The sequence below is a fragment of the Nonomuraea candida genome (genome assembly GCF_000725485.1).
Taxonomy (GTDB): Bacteria; Actinomycetota; Actinomycetes; order Streptosporangiales; family Streptosporangiaceae; genus Nonomuraea; species Nonomuraea candida.
Genome location: NZ_JOAG01000004.1, coordinates 179,890 through 194,380 on the forward strand (window position 1 = coordinate 179,890; position 14,491 = coordinate 194,380).

Annotated in this window: 13 protein-coding genes; 1 reads left to right on the plus strand and 12 read right to left on the minus strand. The window is 71.1% G+C overall.

What is annotated here, in order from left to right:
- Positions 1–269: 269 nt before the first annotated feature.
- Entirely contained in the window at positions 270–965 is a 696-nt protein-coding gene (locus tag IO39_RS02625) for a hypothetical protein (RefSeq protein WP_043615218.1), read from the plus strand.
- Between the two features lie 59 nt (positions 966–1,024).
- Here the strand turns inward: IO39_RS02625 and IO39_RS02630 are convergent, their stop codons facing one another.
- The 12 genes from IO39_RS02630 to IO39_RS02685 all read right to left on the minus strand — a co-directional run bounded on the left by IO39_RS02630 (position 1,025) and on the right by IO39_RS02685 (position 14,474).
- Complete coding sequence (locus tag IO39_RS02630; protein WP_063765203.1) at positions 1,025–2,239, minus strand: MFS transporter; 1,215 nt, start codon at positions 2,237–2,239, stop codon at positions 1,025–1,027.
- 377 nt (positions 2,240–2,616) lie between these two features.
- Positions 2,617–3,750, minus strand: coding sequence for a hypothetical protein (locus IO39_RS02635; protein ID WP_157547834.1), 1,134 nt, complete (start codon positions 3,748–3,750; stop codon positions 2,617–2,619).
- A gap of 14 nt (positions 3,751–3,764) precedes the next feature.
- Positions 3,765–4,595: a thiopeptide-type bacteriocin biosynthesis protein gene (locus IO39_RS02640; RefSeq protein ID WP_043615224.1), complete on the minus strand. Its 831-nt coding sequence runs from the start codon at positions 4,593–4,595 to the stop codon at positions 3,765–3,767.
- Positions 4,596–4,613: 18 nt separating this feature from the next.
- Complete coding sequence (locus IO39_RS02645; RefSeq protein WP_043615228.1) at positions 4,614–5,843, minus strand: lanthionine synthetase C family protein; 1,230 nt, start codon at positions 5,841–5,843, stop codon at positions 4,614–4,616.
- Entirely contained in the window at positions 5,840–8,899 is a 3,060-nt protein-coding gene (locus IO39_RS02650) for a lantibiotic dehydratase (protein WP_043615231.1), read from the minus strand. Before IO39_RS02650 ends, IO39_RS02645 begins: the two co-directional genes overlap by 4 nt.
- 93 nt (positions 8,900–8,992) lie before the next feature.
- Entirely contained in the window at positions 8,993–9,196 is a 204-nt protein-coding gene (locus IO39_RS02655; protein ID WP_043615234.1) for an FxLD family lanthipeptide, read from the minus strand.
- A gap of 82 nt (positions 9,197–9,278) precedes the next feature.
- Positions 9,279–10,487, minus strand: a complete 1,209-nt coding sequence (gene fxlM / locus IO39_RS02660) for a methyltransferase, FxLD system (protein ID WP_043615238.1) — start codon at positions 10,485–10,487, stop codon at positions 9,279–9,281.
- Between the two features lie 72 nt (positions 10,488–10,559).
- Positions 10,560–10,886, minus strand: coding sequence for a hypothetical protein (locus tag IO39_RS02665; RefSeq protein ID WP_043615241.1), 327 nt, complete (start codon positions 10,884–10,886; stop codon positions 10,560–10,562).
- A 290-nt stretch (positions 10,887–11,176) separates the two neighbouring features.
- A complete protein-coding gene (locus IO39_RS02670; RefSeq protein ID WP_043615244.1) occupies positions 11,177–12,019 on the minus strand; it encodes an SAM-dependent methyltransferase in 843 nt (280 codons plus the stop codon).
- Between the two features lie 38 nt (positions 12,020–12,057).
- Positions 12,058–12,726 carry a dTMP kinase gene (gene tmk / locus IO39_RS02675; RefSeq protein WP_043615247.1) on the minus strand — a complete coding sequence of 223 codons (669 nt, stop codon included), beginning with the start codon at positions 12,724–12,726 and terminating at the stop codon, positions 12,058–12,060.
- Complete coding sequence (locus IO39_RS50185) at positions 12,701–13,315, minus strand: 3'-5' exonuclease (RefSeq protein WP_052422368.1); 615 nt, start codon at positions 13,313–13,315, stop codon at positions 12,701–12,703. The genes tmk and IO39_RS50185 overlap by 26 nt, the downstream gene beginning before the upstream one ends.
- On the minus strand, positions 13,308–14,474 hold the full coding sequence (locus IO39_RS02685) for a radical SAM family protein (protein ID WP_043615249.1): 1,167 nt from the start codon (positions 14,472–14,474) through the stop codon (positions 13,308–13,310). The genes IO39_RS50185 and IO39_RS02685 overlap by 8 nt, the downstream gene beginning before the upstream one ends.
- Positions 14,475–14,491: the final 17 nt, after the last annotated feature.

Below are 14,491 nucleotides of genomic sequence, written 5' to 3' on the forward strand. Positions count from 1 at the left end.
ACCTTGTCGAACGCCCCTGGAGCCGCTTCCAGGGGCGTTCGCATGGGGCCGCTAGAACGCTAGATCCCAGCTCAGAAGGAGATTGCACTGCTAGCCAAGCCGCTAGACCTCGCGGCTGCCCCCGCTAGAGCCGCGCGCTGAAGAAACGGGCGGCAGCCGGTCAGGCTGGGTCGGCCGCGGTGGTCCCCATCCAGCCTCAAGGCCGCCGCCGTCCGGAACGGCTCCTCAACGGGCGCTCAGAGAGGGCGCAAAGCGGGATCATTAGCTGCATGACGGACCCGACCCCCGCGGCGGTGTTGCCGCTCCTAGCGGCGACTGGCCCTGGCCAGAGCGATCTCCTGATCCATTTCTGCGGTTGCCGACCAGGCTCGATGTTCACTCCCACTGTTCCGGAGGACATCAAGGCGATGACCCCTCAGCAACGCCTGGACGCCATCCTCAGGACACAGACTCTGCGCGCCTTCGTCCCATTCCGCGCAAGCGTGCCGGCCGTCTGCCTGTCGGAGAGTCCTGGGCCTCACCTGCTACACCTGCTCACCGAGCGCGGCATGCCTCCGTGGGGGATCTTTCTCCGTCGCGCCAGCGTGATCGCTGTCGGGGGTGGTGCCATCGCCTACCCACCGGAACCCGTTCACCAGCAGTGGCCACCCGAGATTCAGGTCTGGGGCAATCCCATCCGCGCCGATGGGCGAGGCGTCATGGACTTCACCTGGGAACGAGAGTGGCGCATCCCCTTGCCTCAGGGCGGGCTCTCCCTGTCACTCGGTGCCGTCGCGGCAGTCCTGGTTGGCGATCCCAACTGGAAACCCACGCCGATGGCCACCACCTGGGTCCACGGTCAAACGGGCGCGCCCTTGATCGGCCCCACCATTCCCGAGGCCATCCCACTGAATCACTACCCGGCGGCATGGACCCAGGCCCCACACCTCTATTGGAACGGTTCCACCCTGCAACACATCCCGTAGCCCGCCCGAGGGCTGAGCGTCCGGTCGCGGGGGGCGTTATGCGAGGCCAGTCGCATGGGCTAAGTGCCAGTCGCCAACTGCCGAACGTCGCGTGAGCAGGCGCCGATCACGGCACCACCGAGCACGATCACGGCGCATCCCCCGAGAACGACCCGCACGCCGACCAGCTCGGCGGCCGGGCCGGCGACGGCGTACGCGACGGGCACCAGCAGGGTCGCGATCAGGGCGTTCGTGGCCACGATGCGGCTGAGCTCCTCGGTGGGGATGGCCTCCTGAAGGTAGGAGGTCCAGGCGATCAACTGGAGTGTCCCGCCCGCTCCGGTCAGGGCGCCTGCGCCGGCGAGCGCGAGCAGGGGAGCGCCGGTGGCCATGCCGGCCAGGAGCAGCGCTACGGGGATCGGGGTGAGGCACATCAGCCGGCCGACGCGGGTGGGCGGGAAGAGCAGCGACGTGATCGAGCCGCAGGCCAGGCCGATCCCGATTGCCGAGGTGAGCAGGCCCCAGCTCACGGCTCCGTCGAGGTAGCGGGTGGCGTAGATGGGGCCGAGCACGCTCACGCCGGCCGCCCAGCACGCCGACGTCAATCCGCTGACCACGGTCAGCACCCACAGCCAGCGGCGGCTGCGGAAGGCCGCCCAGCCCTCGGCCAGATCGGACAGGAAGCGCCGTCGTTCCCGTCGCGGGGAGGGCGGCAGGCGCAGGGTGAGGAACAGGGCGGCGGAGGCGAGGAAGGTGGCGCCGTCCCAGGCGAGGATGATGCCGGGGCTGCTGAGGGCGATCACCAGCCCGGCCAGGCCCGGCCCCAGGATGGCGACGGCGTTGTTGGCGATCTGGAGCAGGGCGTTGGCGTGACTCAGCATCGGCCCCGGTGGGACGAGCTGCGGGACGAGCCCCTTGACCGCCGGCTGGAAGAACGCTCCGGCGGCGCCGGCGACCATTTGTAGCGCGACCAGCGACCAGACCGCTGCCGCGCCCCTCAGCACCAGCACGCCGGCGACGAGCTGGCACACCCCGCAGATGATCTGGCAGGCCACGATGATGGACAGGCGCGGCAGCCGATCGGCCAGCACCCCCGCGGCCGGGGTGACCGCGATGAACACCAGCAGGCCGCCCATCAGCACCAGCCCGAGCGCGGCGGCACCACCCCCGGCCTCGATGATGGCGAACGCCAGGCCGAGCGGCGCGACGGTGGTGCCGATCGTGGAGGACAGCCGCGCCAGCGCGTACCGGCGATAGTCGCGGTTGGTCCGGAGGAGCTCGACGGGGGCTCGCATGCGGTCACGCATCATGACTTAGGGGTTCCCCTCCTCTGAGCTTGCCCCTGCTTGTCGGCTGGGGGTCGAGGCTCCTTCGAGTTGTCGGCGTTCTGGGGTGAGCCGTCAGAGGGATCCTCGATGAGGTAGCGAAGCAGCTTCGCGAGCCATGGCCAGCGCGGCGACCCGCCAGGCGGTACCCAGCCATAGAAGCCCCCGTCAGGGGGCGGGAGGGAGTCCATGGCTGTCCTTTGCGGCGGAAGTCCCAGAGCGGCATCAGGGCCGTGGGACGGGCTCTCCAGCGGTCCGGCCCCACGGCGGCACCGCCCGGTTCGGGCCTGTGCCGGGCGGCTGCCGTGGTCGGGGCCAGCGGCGGGTGACCACGGCCGGGATGGTCTTCAGGAGGACGCACGGCTGTTGACTGGCTGGGCGGGCACGGTCAGGCCCGCCTCTATCACCGCCTCGCCCGTCTTCACGGCGGAGAAGAGGCTGGACATCCATGGGTCGGGGATGGTGCCGAGCCCGAGCCCGGCATCCTGCACCGCCGAGATGAGTTCGTGCTGCTCGGCAGGGCTGAGCAGCCTACTGGCCTGCTTGTGCGCCAGGACCTCCCGGGCGGCGTAGCCGTCGGAGGTGGTGCGGATGTCTCCGATCAGGGAGGTGAACACGCGGTTGGCCACGGGGCAGCCGGTTTCGGCGGTCAGATCCAGGATGGTCAGGCCGAGCCGCGTGCGGAAGATCAGGAGTCCCGGCACGCGGTCGAGCTCCAGAAACTGGCGTTGGATCTGAGCGATCGTGCCGTCCGGTGATCGCCCGACGGCGCGGTTGCACAAGGCGTCCAGACAGCCGCCCACCAGGCGCTCCCACGGCTGCTCGGGGGCGCTGCCGGCAACGAGCTTTAGGGCGTCCTCGGTGCGCCCGGCGAGGCAGTGCGCGACGATCGTGGCCTGGCGGCCGTCCAGGAGCCGCTGGCCGACCCCGTGGTACTGCTGCGCGTGGGCGACTGCCTGGTCCCACTGGCCCGCGCTGATGAGCGCTCGGATGCCTTCGGCCAGGAAGACCCCCCACAGCCACTTGCGCACGGTGTGGAGGTCGCTACCGGATCGGATCAGGCCGTCGAACGGGACGCGATGGCCGTCGATGTCGGCCGTGCTGCCGTCGGTGACGGCGAGGAAGAGGGAGTGCAGCAGGAGATAAGCGCGGGCGCCGTCGTGTTCGCGGATGGCGAGCCGGGCGAGGTTGACGAGCGGTTCCAGGGCGTGGCGGGCCTGGGGCGCGTCCAGCGGCCAGGCGGGCAGGTAGGCGGTGAAGTGCCGCCAGCACAAGGAGCGGGCCACGGCGGGGGCGCCGCAGTCGCTGGCGATCAGGGCGGCCTTGTTCAGCGTCTCGGCGGCGATGGTCAGGCGGTCGGCTCTCGTGCTCTCGGCGGCGGTCGTGGCCAGGTCACACAGCTCGGTGATGCGCGCCCCAAGCGGCAGGCAGGCCGGGCGGGGGCGCGGGATCAGTGGGAAGCGCTGCGCGGCCTGCGGCAAGGCGTTCATCCTGGTCAGCTCCTGGCGGTGTCGGCGTCGTGGGTGGTCGTGGGGTCGGGTCCGAGCGCGACCCGTGCGGCGGCGTGGGCCAGGACGGCCTGAGCGGTGTACGGCATGCCGAGCCGGTTCCATGCGAAGACGATGTGGTGGGCGAGGACGGCGCGCAGGCCGCGGTGCAGCAGCCCGTGAGCTGCCAGGGCGGCCAGTTCGTAGCCGGTGGCGGCGAAGGCCGCGGCCCAGTCGGAGGCGGAGGCGAGAAGTCCGCCGGCGCGCGTCAAGGGGTCGGCGTCCACGCTCATCAGCCGCCGCAGGCCGGCCTCCAGGGTGCGTAGCCGGTCCGGAGGGATCGGCCCTGGGAGGTCGCGGTGGTCGGCCACCCGTGCCCATACGTCGCCCTGCTCGTACCAGTCCAGCCCGGCCGAGCGCAGCAGGGCGGTGCAGAGCAGGATCGACAGTTCGCGGCGGTGCTCGATGCCGGGTGCGGAGGCGAGGTACGTGAGCAGGTGCCGGCTGTCGAGGTGGAACAGGTCGTGGGCGCACGCCATGGCCTGGTCGCCGCCGAAGGCGTGCGTTTCGGGTTCGTAGATGGCCTCGGTCGCGGCGTCGAGGTGGCCTTGCCCGATGAGGTCGTGCAGGTGGTGGCGGAGGTAGCCCTGGGTCCGGCCGCTGGTGGGCACGTACCGGATGCGCCAGCAGGGCGTCTTGCGCAGGAAGAACCAGGCGGTGATGATTTGTTCGTTCTCAGCCTTGACCAGCAGCGGGGCGAGGTGGGTCACGGCGGTGTGCTCGGCGGTGGCCCAGTCGGGGAAGGCGACGTTGACTTGCCACCACGGGCGGGGATCCATGCGGGGGTGCCTCCAGAGTCAGGCCAAGAGCAGGACGGAGTCCCAGCTCGACGCCACGGCGCCGGTGCCGAGGGCGTGCAGGGCGAGCGCGGCCCCTGCCATGCCGTCGAGGAGCCCGGCCTGCGGCTCGGTGGGGGAGATTTGTGTGGTCAGTCGGGCGGCGAGTCCGGGGAGTTCGTCGCCGATGCGAGGGGTGCGTGCGTCGGCGGTCATCCGCCAGGCGGCGTGGAGTAGCCCGGCCGTGCCGTGACACAGTCCGATCTCCGGGAGCCGGTCGAGCTGTGCCGAGTCGCGTATGGTGGCCAGCATCGCCTCTTCGGCGGACCGCTGGCGGGCCTCGTCCACGAGCGCCAGGCCGGCGAGTTGCTGGGCGCGGGCCATGCCGCTGATGCCGTAGCACCATGACGGACGGGGGCGCTGCGACGGGTCGATGTGCTGCTCGCGTACCTGATCGATGGTGAGCGTGCCCGGCCACCACGCGCCCGCGTCGTCCTGCCGCCAGGTATCGGTCCAGGCGCAGATGCGTTCGATCGCCTCCTTCGCGCCGTCCACGCCGACGTCGCGCAGCACGGCCAGGGACAACAGGGCCACGGCCGAGGCGACGCCGTGGGACATGCCCAGGTTGCCGTGCCCGTGCGGGTAGCCCGAACTGGGCTCCCCGTTGGGCGCGACCGTCGTCCACCACGGCGGCAGCTCGCCGCCTACAGGCAACGGCTCGGTCAGGCGCACCAGATAGGACAGCACCTCGGCCGTGACGGGCTGGTCCGCGTGGCGGCTGAGGTGGTAGGCGCCCAGGCCGGCCAGCCCACGGATCAGGTCGAACTCCTTCATCTGGGGCTGCTCGCTGCGGTCGATGCGCGCGTGCGCCTCGACCAGCCGGGCGCGGGTGATCGCCGTGACCGTGTCGTCCAGGCGCTTGAGCGTGCCCTGGTAACGGCGTGAGGTGCCTGCTGCGGCGTGCATGATGAAGGCCAGGGCAGGAGCGCCGAAGAACAAGCTCGCGTTCGGGGCCGCCGTCAACGCGCCGGAGGCGGCCACCTCCAGCCAGGCGTGCGCCGTGGCGGGGTCGCCGAGCCCGGAGCGGGCACGCTCGATGTGCAGCAGGGCGACCCCGGCCGCGCCGGACCACAGCGATTGCGGCCAGATCAGGCCATTGCCCGGCGGTTCGGCTGTCCACGGCCGGGGATCGGCGAGTGTTGCGGCGATGGCCTCTGCCATGGCCAGCGCGCTCGCGCGGGGTTCTTTCATGGCCGGCGCCTCCTGGGGCGGTTGGCCCAGCTCAATGCGGCGGCGCGGGTCAGGTGCAGGCAGGCCCGCTCGCCGGCGGGGGAGAGCCCGGCCATGCGGACGTGGTGCAGGTGCAGCAGATCGGGCAACACGGCGGCCGGGGGCATCGTGCCGGCCACTTCCAGCACGTCGCGGTAGGTAGCGAGTGTCTGCCGTCGCCGGGCCCAGCAGGAAACGATCTGCTCACCCGCCAGGTGTTCGGCCAGGGCTGCATGGTCGCCCGGCTGGGCCAGGCGTATGGCCTGGTCGTAGATGGTCCGGTCGGGTGGGGAGGCGTCGGGGCGGCTGTGACGGATCAGCCAGCGCATCGCGGTGGTGGCGTCGCCCAGGAAGGCGGCGACGATGTCGAGCAGGCTGGCGGCGGTTACCGCGTGCAGGTTCGGCCCTCCCTGGGAGGTGGTCGCGGTCAACTGCGCGAGGGCGGTGGCGGAGTCGGCCGCGAAGTACGCCTCGGCCGCGTCCATGGCGGCGGGGCCGCCGAAGCGGGCGGTCTCCGGGAGGTAGGTGTCCCACTGCACGCGCGCCGTCAGCCCGGCTCGACGGACTTGCTCGGTCCATGTGGTGACCTGGGCAGTGGCGTCGGTGAACCTGCTCTCGGCAACGGTAAGCCGGATGCGGAGGTGGTGGTCGGGATCGCGGTAGCGAAGGAACCACCACTGGGCGTCGGCGCCGAGCGCGTCGATCAAGCGCGGCAGGTGGCGGGTGAGGATGGCGTCGTGCCGGTCAGGGTGCCCGTACAGCTTGAGCGAGACCCGCCCGTGCTGGCCAGGCAGGAAACCGTCCTCTCGAGCGGTCACCTCGCGCGGGAGGTGAGGTTGCTGGGCAGACCGGCCGGTCGCGGTGAGCGGGATCACGAGCTCGTGGGCGCGGCAGCCGATCCATCCGGCTGCGTCCGCTGAGGGGGCGGCGCGCAGCACGGCGGTGCCGGCGCGGTCCACCTGGGCGCGCAGCAGGGCACGGTGTGCCGGCTCGCGGAGGTTGATCGGTAGGTGCTGGTCGCCGCCGCCGAGGCTGACCGTCTCCGGCAGCGCCACCAGCTCCCGCCAGGCGGTCAGGGCGGCGTCCCACTTTGCCCATGCGGCCGAGGGCGCGGGCAGGTCGGCTGCGGTGAGCCGCCACCGGGCGGGCGAGAGGATCGTACGCCCGTAGCGGAGCGCGGGGACGAACGGCAGCGCGGAGGCGGGGCCCCGGTCGAAGCCGGCGCACGGTGCTCGAAGGGCATGCGGCGCTTCGAGGAGGAACCGCACCAGTGGGTGCGTGTGCTGGATCAGGTTGACCGCGTTGAAGATCACCGGCTCGACGGTGCGACGGCGTGACAGCGACACCAGGTAGACGCCCCGCAGGTCGGCAGTGACGGCCAGATCGTCCAGAGCCACCACGTGGGCATCGCCGCTACCGTCGCCTACCGGCAGCAGGTCCGGCAGCACCTGAACGGCGCGGGCGACATTCTCGGTGACGGCGTACGGTGCCGGGGCCGATACCTGGACAGCAAGTGCGCCCCGAGTGCCTGTGGACAGGCTCCCGTACGCCTGGAGGTGCCCGTCGTCGAACAGGTCCAGGAACCGGCCGGTCATAGTCCCCACGGCACGCGAGGCGCCGACGACGACGAGCGTGAACCGGCCCTCGGCCAACGACTGTGGCGTGGCCGCCTCTACCCGTACGGTCAGCTCCGTGGTGGGCTGAACCGGCGCGTCCGGGCCCACACCGCCGAGGTCGGCGATCATGTCGTCGTCGAGCAGGATCTCGTGCTGGCGGCGTAGCGCGGCGTTGTGGGCCAGGGCCAGCAACTTGCGGTCGCGGTCGGCCAGCATCACCGTTTCGGGCGCGGGCGCACCGTCGTACCCGGCTGGGTAGCCGAGCCCGATGTCGGAGTCAACGGCGTCCCGGAGCGGGACCAAGGCGCGCGGGCCGTACCGGTCCAGGAACCGTTCATGCCAGGCCGCCCACTCAGCGGAGAGCACGGGTCGGCGGGCAAGACGGACCAGCGCGGCGGCTGCCGCAGCCGCCTCGGACGCGACTGCGGCGGGCACCGTCACCTTCCCGTCCAGGTGCAGATCGACCGAGAGCGGCGGGCGCTTGGTGCGGTGGATTCCCGCCATCGCCGCCACCGCGCGTGCTCGATGCTCGCCCGCCGCTGCCATGGGTGCTCGGTCATGAGCAGCGAGGTCGTCGGCGATGACGCGCAGGCCCTTCACGATGTCGGCCACCTCGCCGATCTCGTCCGCATTCGCCGCGTCCAGCTCGTGGAGGAGGTGCCGCAGGGGATCACAGCGCGTCATGGGCGGGCGCAGATTGGTGAGCAGAAGGCGTTGGGCGACCAGCTCGGCCACGAGTGCGTCGATGGTCGTCCCGGCAGTGCGCGGGCAGGCGGCCGACAGCCGGGTCATCAGCTCCGACACCAGAAGGGGCTCACGGGCCAGCCGGAGCGCCGTCCGTACGGGGCCGGTGGCGCGCACGCTCACATGCCCTGGGGCGCCGCCGGCCTCGGTGCTGGCGCGGTGTTCGAGCACCAGGCGGCCGTCACGCTCGAAGGCGAGGTTGTTGGCCATCACCTTCAGCCGCCGCCGGAGCGCCGTCTCGCCTTCCAGCCGGTGGACGACCCCGCCGAGCCATTCCGCGGTGATCCGGGCTCTCGGGTGGTGCGCGTCCCCGATGCGCACCGCGGGCAGGTCCGGCACGGAACTGATGCGTGCCGGAGCGACGCCGGCGAACAGGCCGAAGGGCGTGGCCCGGCCCGAGGCGCGCAGCAGGTAGCGCATCACGGAGAGCACCGCCCGGCGCGTTGCCAGGTCGGAGATGCGCCCTCCAGCGCAGATCTCGCGTACTCGCCGGGCCAGGTCGGGGCTGGCCTGCTCCACGGCCGCCGCGAACCCGGGCGTCTGCCACGTACGAGCCAGCCAAGCGCGCCAGGAAGTGGGACCGACCTCCGGGTCGGTCAGGTCGGGCCACGAGGCAATCTGCTGATCCGGCGGCCACGCTGGGGCACGCAACATGGCGGAGTCGAGGTATCGGTACATCAGCCGCTCCCGTGATTTTGGGGGTGCCCGACCGGCCGGGCAGCGGATGGCCGGTCGGGCGCTCGGTTCAGGCGTCGGATCTCGGCGGAGCGCCTACGTGCCGCAGCTCACGCATGCGGTCCCGCAGGTCGAGTTGCAGCCGTCGTCGGTCATGCGGATGAGCTGCTCGGCGGCCACGCCGGACTCGACGATGGTCACGTCCAGGTCGGCGAGCCACTCGGCGTCCCAGCCATGGCTGGTCTGATCGGGGGCGGGTGACGCGAGTGCTGCCGCGCCTCCGGAAGTGCGGGCGGTCATGACGGTGCCTCCTTCGTTGGGGCGGTTGGGGTTCCCCGGTGCCCCCGGGCAGGTCGTTTGACCTCCCGAGGGCACCGGTGGTCTAGGGCCAGGTGACGACGACGGTTCCGTGCCGCTTCGACAGGACGCCGGCCGAGGGTGCCGGTGGGGTGGTGGTCTTGGGGAGGTACCGGATGGAGGCGGGGCCGCGCCGGTGGTACTTGTCCGCCCACTGGCGCAGCAGCTCCGCGTACCGGGCGGCGAGGGTTCCAGCCGAGGGGCCGTGAGCGTAGACGCCGCTCTCGTATCCGCTGCTCATGTCCTCGTTCGGTCGCGCCGCGCGGTAGGCGAAGCTGTCCCCGTTGATCAGAACGGGGACGCCCCTGAGGGCCGGGCGGGCGACCAGATCGCGGTCGATGGCCTCCTGGTCGGCGTGCAGCAGCGCCATGTCCGGGTCGTTGGTGAGCAGGAACAGTGCCTGCTCGTCGGGCATGTCGAACACCGCGCCGGACCAGCGTTCGAGCCTCGGCAGGTGCAGCGCCCGGCGCAACGCGTCCCTATCGACCTTGAGGTCCTCGTCATCCCAGCGCAGCACCACCCCGTCCTCGATCGTGACCGTCCGCTCGGTGTGGGACCCGGTTCCCTGGAACGGCACGAAGACGCACAACCCGTAGTCACGGCTGACCAGGCCCCCCGCGTCGTCCCGGTCGAACGCGATCCAGCGGGTCGTCCCCTTCATCCGCAGCGGAACGACGATGCGGCCGTCGTCGCCGAGCTGCTCGATCCAGGCGGGCGGGATGTCCCAGCTCCCGGCCGTGACGATGATCCTGTCGAACGGGGCAGCCTCGGGGACGCCCCGCTCCGCGTCGGCCAGCATCACGTGCACGTGGTCGTAGCCGGCCTCGTGCAGGAAGGCGCCGGCGCGCTCGACGATGTCGGGGTCGATGTCCACCGTGGTGACGCGCCCGCTGTCGCCGACGAGTTCGGCCATCAGCGCGGCGTTGTAGCCGCCGCTGCCGACCTCGCACACGCGCATGCCGGGCTTGATCTCAGCCGCTTCCAGCATGACGGCCTGGAGATGCGGGGCCGATACGGAGCTGAGGGTCAGGCCGTTGTCGTCGCGCTTGACGATCGGCGCGTTGTCCACGCCGTAGGCGACCTCTAGCGACTCGCCCGGCGTGAACAGGTGGCGCGGCACGGCGGCGAAGGCCGCCGCCACGGGCTCGGACTGGATCGCGCCCTGCTCACGGAGCTCGTGCACCATGGCGTCACGTAGCGCGGCGACGTCTTGGACGTCGTTGTCAGTGGTCACAGGGTGAGTCCCCTCTTCGTGGTCGTGATGGGCAACGGGTCGATGGTGGCTGCTGACGTGGCCTACTGGGGGTCAGCCGCGCCGCCTGCTTCCCTTCAGGAAGGTGTCGGGCTCTGCGGCCTCCCCACGACGCAGATGCTCGTCGCGGTGCCCCTCGGCCAGAGCGATGTAGACGTCCATGGCCTGCCGATAACGCCCGCGACCGGTCTCCTCGTAGCCGCCACCGCTGGCGGAGCGGAGCACGAAGAACTGGCCGCCCTCGGCCGCCCACTCGAACCGGCCGCAGCACGAGGTGTGCGAGACCCGCAGCAGGTTGCCGATCGGCTTGTACGGCACCCACGCGAAGGCGGGTTCGTCCTGCTCCGGCTCGGCCGTCTGGGGCTGGCGGGCTCTGGCCATGGTCTCCTCTCCACCCGGGTCCGACTGTGCTCTGCGAGGGCGGGTGAGCAGTAACAGCAGCGTGGCGGCCCCGATCGGCCGCCGCCGTGGTGAAGCGGGCACCGGCGTGGGATGCTTCCGAACTGCTTGAGCTGATGGCGCAGGCTGGGCGTCAATCACTGGCGAGCGGACGCCCAGCCTGCGACCGGTGCGATGCGGCGGGGAAGACGACACCGGGCCGCACGCACGCGGCATGGCAGTACGGCGCGCGAGGGTGCGCCGCGCGGTGACTGGCCGCTGCCATGCCACGGTCATTTGTCCTTGCGCTCGGCCATCACCATGAGGAAGTGCGGCGCGTCACGCAGGGGAGTACGTCCGCCTTCCTCCGGCATGAAGTCGATCGTGCGGACGACACCCGGGTCCTTGATGGCGAAGTCGCGCACCAGATCCAGCACCTGGCGCTCGCTGCGGACGTAGATCGGCACACCGCCGTGCAGCTCGGCGTAGGCGGCTCTGCCTCGCTCGACTGCCTGCGGGTCCATGCCGTCCCCGGTCACGTGGGTCCCCACGACCACGCTGCGGGGAGCCAGGCGGGCCCGCAGGGCGAATCTGAGGTCGGTGCACTGCTCGTCGGTCAGGAAGTGCAGCACCGCGCCCAGGATGACTACGACCGGCTTGCCCAGCCACAGGTGAGCGCTCATGGCGTCGAGGACCTTGGCGCTCTGTCGTAGGTCCTGCTGCACCACGCTGACGCCGGGGCCGCGCAGCAGCGCGCGGCAGGTCGTCACGACCACCTGGTCAGAGTCCAGGGCCAGCCACTTGACGTCCGGCTTGATGCCGGCGGCAGCGTCGTACAAGTCCGGCAGCCCGAGGGCGTCCATGCCCTGCACAGGCTTGCCGCAGCCCAGGTCGGCGAACTGGGTGTAGCCTCGGCGCGCGAGGTGGCGGACGACGCGGACCAGAGCGGCGGCGTTCTCCTGGGCCACCTCGTCCACCTTGTCGTGGATCGCCCTCTTGAGCTCGTCCACGGCTTCCCGGTCGGAAGCGAACGCCTCCTTGTCCGCCCCACGCAGCGCGGCGTAGGTGCGGGCGGGAACAGCCTCGGCCGGGTTGAAACTGGCGCCGGGTGGCGGCGTGAGCGGGATGTCGGTCATCTGGGTCTCACTTGTTCGTCGAGGGGGCAGAGCAGGTGTCACCACGCGGCCGTCTTCGGCGGGTGGTCGTCGCGTACGGCGAAGAAGTTCGCGAGCCGGTTCCTGATCGTGACCGCGATCTGGTGAGCGTGGTCCGCGCCGATATCGACGCGCAGGACGTCGTATCCGGCCTGGATGAGCCGGTCGCACGCCTGCCGGTAGAAGTGGGCCTCGGCGTGGCTGGATCTGGGGGTGAGCTGGAACCGGTTGTGCGCCCCTCGTTCCGCCAGTCGCGCGGCGATCACCTCGGGTGCGCCTTCGAGGACCACCGCCAGGTCCGGCCGGTCGGCGAGGGAGTTCAGGGCCCACAGGAATGCCGGGTCCACCCCGTCGAAGCGCTGCATCACCAACGCGGACGGTACATATCGGTCGCAGAGCACGATCTCGCCGGCGTCCAGGTGGGGTTTGATCTCGGTTTCCAGGTGGTGGTAGCGGTCGGCGGCGTACAGGCACGCCAGCGCGGGGCCGGTGACGGTCTCGGTCATCTCGCGGGCGATCTTGCCGAGCACTCCGTTGGAGGGTTCGGCGGTGGTGTGGACGTGCTCGCCATCGGCCACCAGGAGCTGCGACAGGTGCGCGACGATGGTCGACTTTCCGGCGCCGGAGGGGCCGTCGATGCTGATGAACAGGCCGCGTCGGTGGTCAGAAAAGGGTCGGAGCTGCGTCATCGGTCGATCCTTCGCGGGAGGTTGTCGGGTCGGTCAGCAGGGCGGCCAGCGGCAGCGGTTCCGCGCCGGTGGCGAGGTGCGCGAGGAGACGGGCGCAGACGAGGGCGTCGTAGGCCGCGCGGTGAGGTGCCAGGCCGGCGGGCAGGCCGGTGGCGAGCTTCAGTTCCTCCGCGAGCACGCCGAGCTTGTACGAGGGGCGGCCCGGCAGGAGGCGGCGGGCCAGCTTGAGGGTGTCGATGACCAGGGAGGGCTGGAACCCGGGCAGTTCCCGGGCCAGCACGCTGAGGTCCACGTGCGCGTTGTGCGCCACGAAGATGGCGCCGCCGAAGGCCGCCATGATGTCCGGGGCGTACTCGGCAGCCGGCGGGGCGGATGCCACCTGCTGGTTGGAGATGCCGTGGATGCGGCAGGCGAGCGGTGTGATCGGCCTCGGCGGCTTCACCAGCCACGTGAGCGGTTCTCCTAGCGTGCCCTGGTCGATCGGGACGATGGCCAGCTCGACCAGGTCAGGAGGTTGTTGCCCGTTGCCTTCGACGTCCGCGACGGCGTAGCGGAACGCCGTCCACGCCTGCCTGTCGATGTCAGCCATTGGAGCTCTCCCATCCGATCGCGGCCCGGCCGTGCCGTCGTCGGCGATGAGGATGCGCGGCGTCGTGGACCTGGAAACCGAGCTGGTGTTGGAGGTAATAACGCGGCTGCTCGGACGGCAGCCCCTCGACCTCCGCCGCCCGCTCCGTCACCTCGATGACGCGCATGCTGGTGGCTTCGGGCAAGGCGCCGGCGGCCTCCAGAAGCTGGAGCGCGCTCGGCACGCGGTGCGCCTGAGCGCACCGGTCGAGCTGAGCGACGGGGCAGATGTCGCAGAGCTCGTCGATGCCATAGTGCCCGTTGTAGTCCGGCAGGCCGTGGGCGTACGACACGGCGCACGAGGTCTTGCGGAACAGCGGCGGCGCGTCCGATTGCCGGCGCGCGAACGCCGTAAGGATGCGTTCCTCCAGCGTCTCAGGGACGATCTTGCGGCGGGCGGTCTCCTCGTAGGGTTCAGGCAGGCCGTTGGCGCGGTAGTAGTCCGCGATCTCGTCCCGGTAGAACAAGCCCGTGAACACGGTGGCGTCGGCCCACCTGGACAGACGTACGGCCCGCGCCAGGTGGGCCGCGGTGTCGTTCAGGCCGGGCACCAGGGGACGCCAGTAGAAGATCGTCCGGTAGCGGCGCGGCGCGTACGTCGTGGCCAGCCGCATGGACCGCACGGCCGTCCCAGAGGGATGCGGCTCGATCCGCTTGTCGTCGATCCCCGAGTACGTGAACAGCAGCGTCACCTTGACGTTCGCCAACGAGTTGAGCCGCTCGCAGTCGCGGACGCCCACGTGACCGCGGGTGATCACCAGCACGGGGTTCGTGAGCCCGCGCCGGTCGAGATCCTCCAGCACCGCGAACAGGTGGTCCCGCACGCCCGGCAGGAATGGGTCGGTGGCCCGGTTGAACACCTGCAACGGGGTGTCGTGCGGCCGGAAGTACCGATGGCTGACGAGCTGCTCGACCGCCTCGCCGTCGCTCATCAACGCCCGCGGCCGATCAGCGTCCCACAGCCCGTAGGTGTGCCGGATGCAGTAAGCGCAGCCGAGTGGGCAGCCCTGCACGTGGTTGAGGGACAGCCCCGACTTCCGGTACTCGACGACCTCACGTGCCCGCTGCGGGAGCGCGGCCACGGCCTCCTTGGGCAGGAGCGGAACGAACGCTGAACTCACGACAATCTCCAGGTCAG

Coding starts and splice junctions, on each gene's coding strand:
- IO39_RS02625 (WP_043615218.1), top strand. CDS start 270: ATGACGGACCCGACCCCCGCGGCGGTGTTGCCGCTCCTAGCGGCGACT.
- IO39_RS02630 (WP_063765203.1), bottom strand. CDS start 2,239: ATGCGAGCCCCCGTCGAGCTCCTCCGGACCAACCGCGACTATCGCCGG.
- IO39_RS02640 (WP_043615224.1), bottom strand. CDS start 4,595: ATGGATCCCCGCCCGTGGTGGCAAGTCAACGTCGCCTTCCCCGACTGG.
- IO39_RS02645 (WP_043615228.1), bottom strand. CDS start 5,843: ATGAAAGAACCCCGCGCGAGCGCGCTGGCCATGGCAGAGGCCATCGCC.
- IO39_RS02650 (WP_043615231.1), bottom strand. CDS start 8,899: ATGTACCGATACCTCGACTCCGCCATGTTGCGTGCCCCAGCGTGGCCG.
- IO39_RS02655 (WP_043615234.1), bottom strand. CDS start 9,196: ATGACCGCCCGCACTTCCGGAGGCGCGGCAGCACTCGCGTCACCCGCC.
- IO39_RS02665 (WP_043615241.1), bottom strand. CDS start 10,886: ATGGCCAGAGCCCGCCAGCCCCAGACGGCCGAGCCGGAGCAGGACGAA.
- IO39_RS02670 (WP_043615244.1), bottom strand. CDS start 12,019: ATGACCGACATCCCGCTCACGCCGCCACCCGGCGCCAGTTTCAACCCG.
- tmk (WP_043615247.1), bottom strand. CDS start 12,726: ATGACGCAGCTCCGACCCTTTTCTGACCACCGACGCGGCCTGTTCATC.
- IO39_RS50185 (WP_052422368.1), bottom strand. CDS start 13,315: ATGGCTGACATCGACAGGCAGGCGTGGACGGCGTTCCGCTACGCCGTC.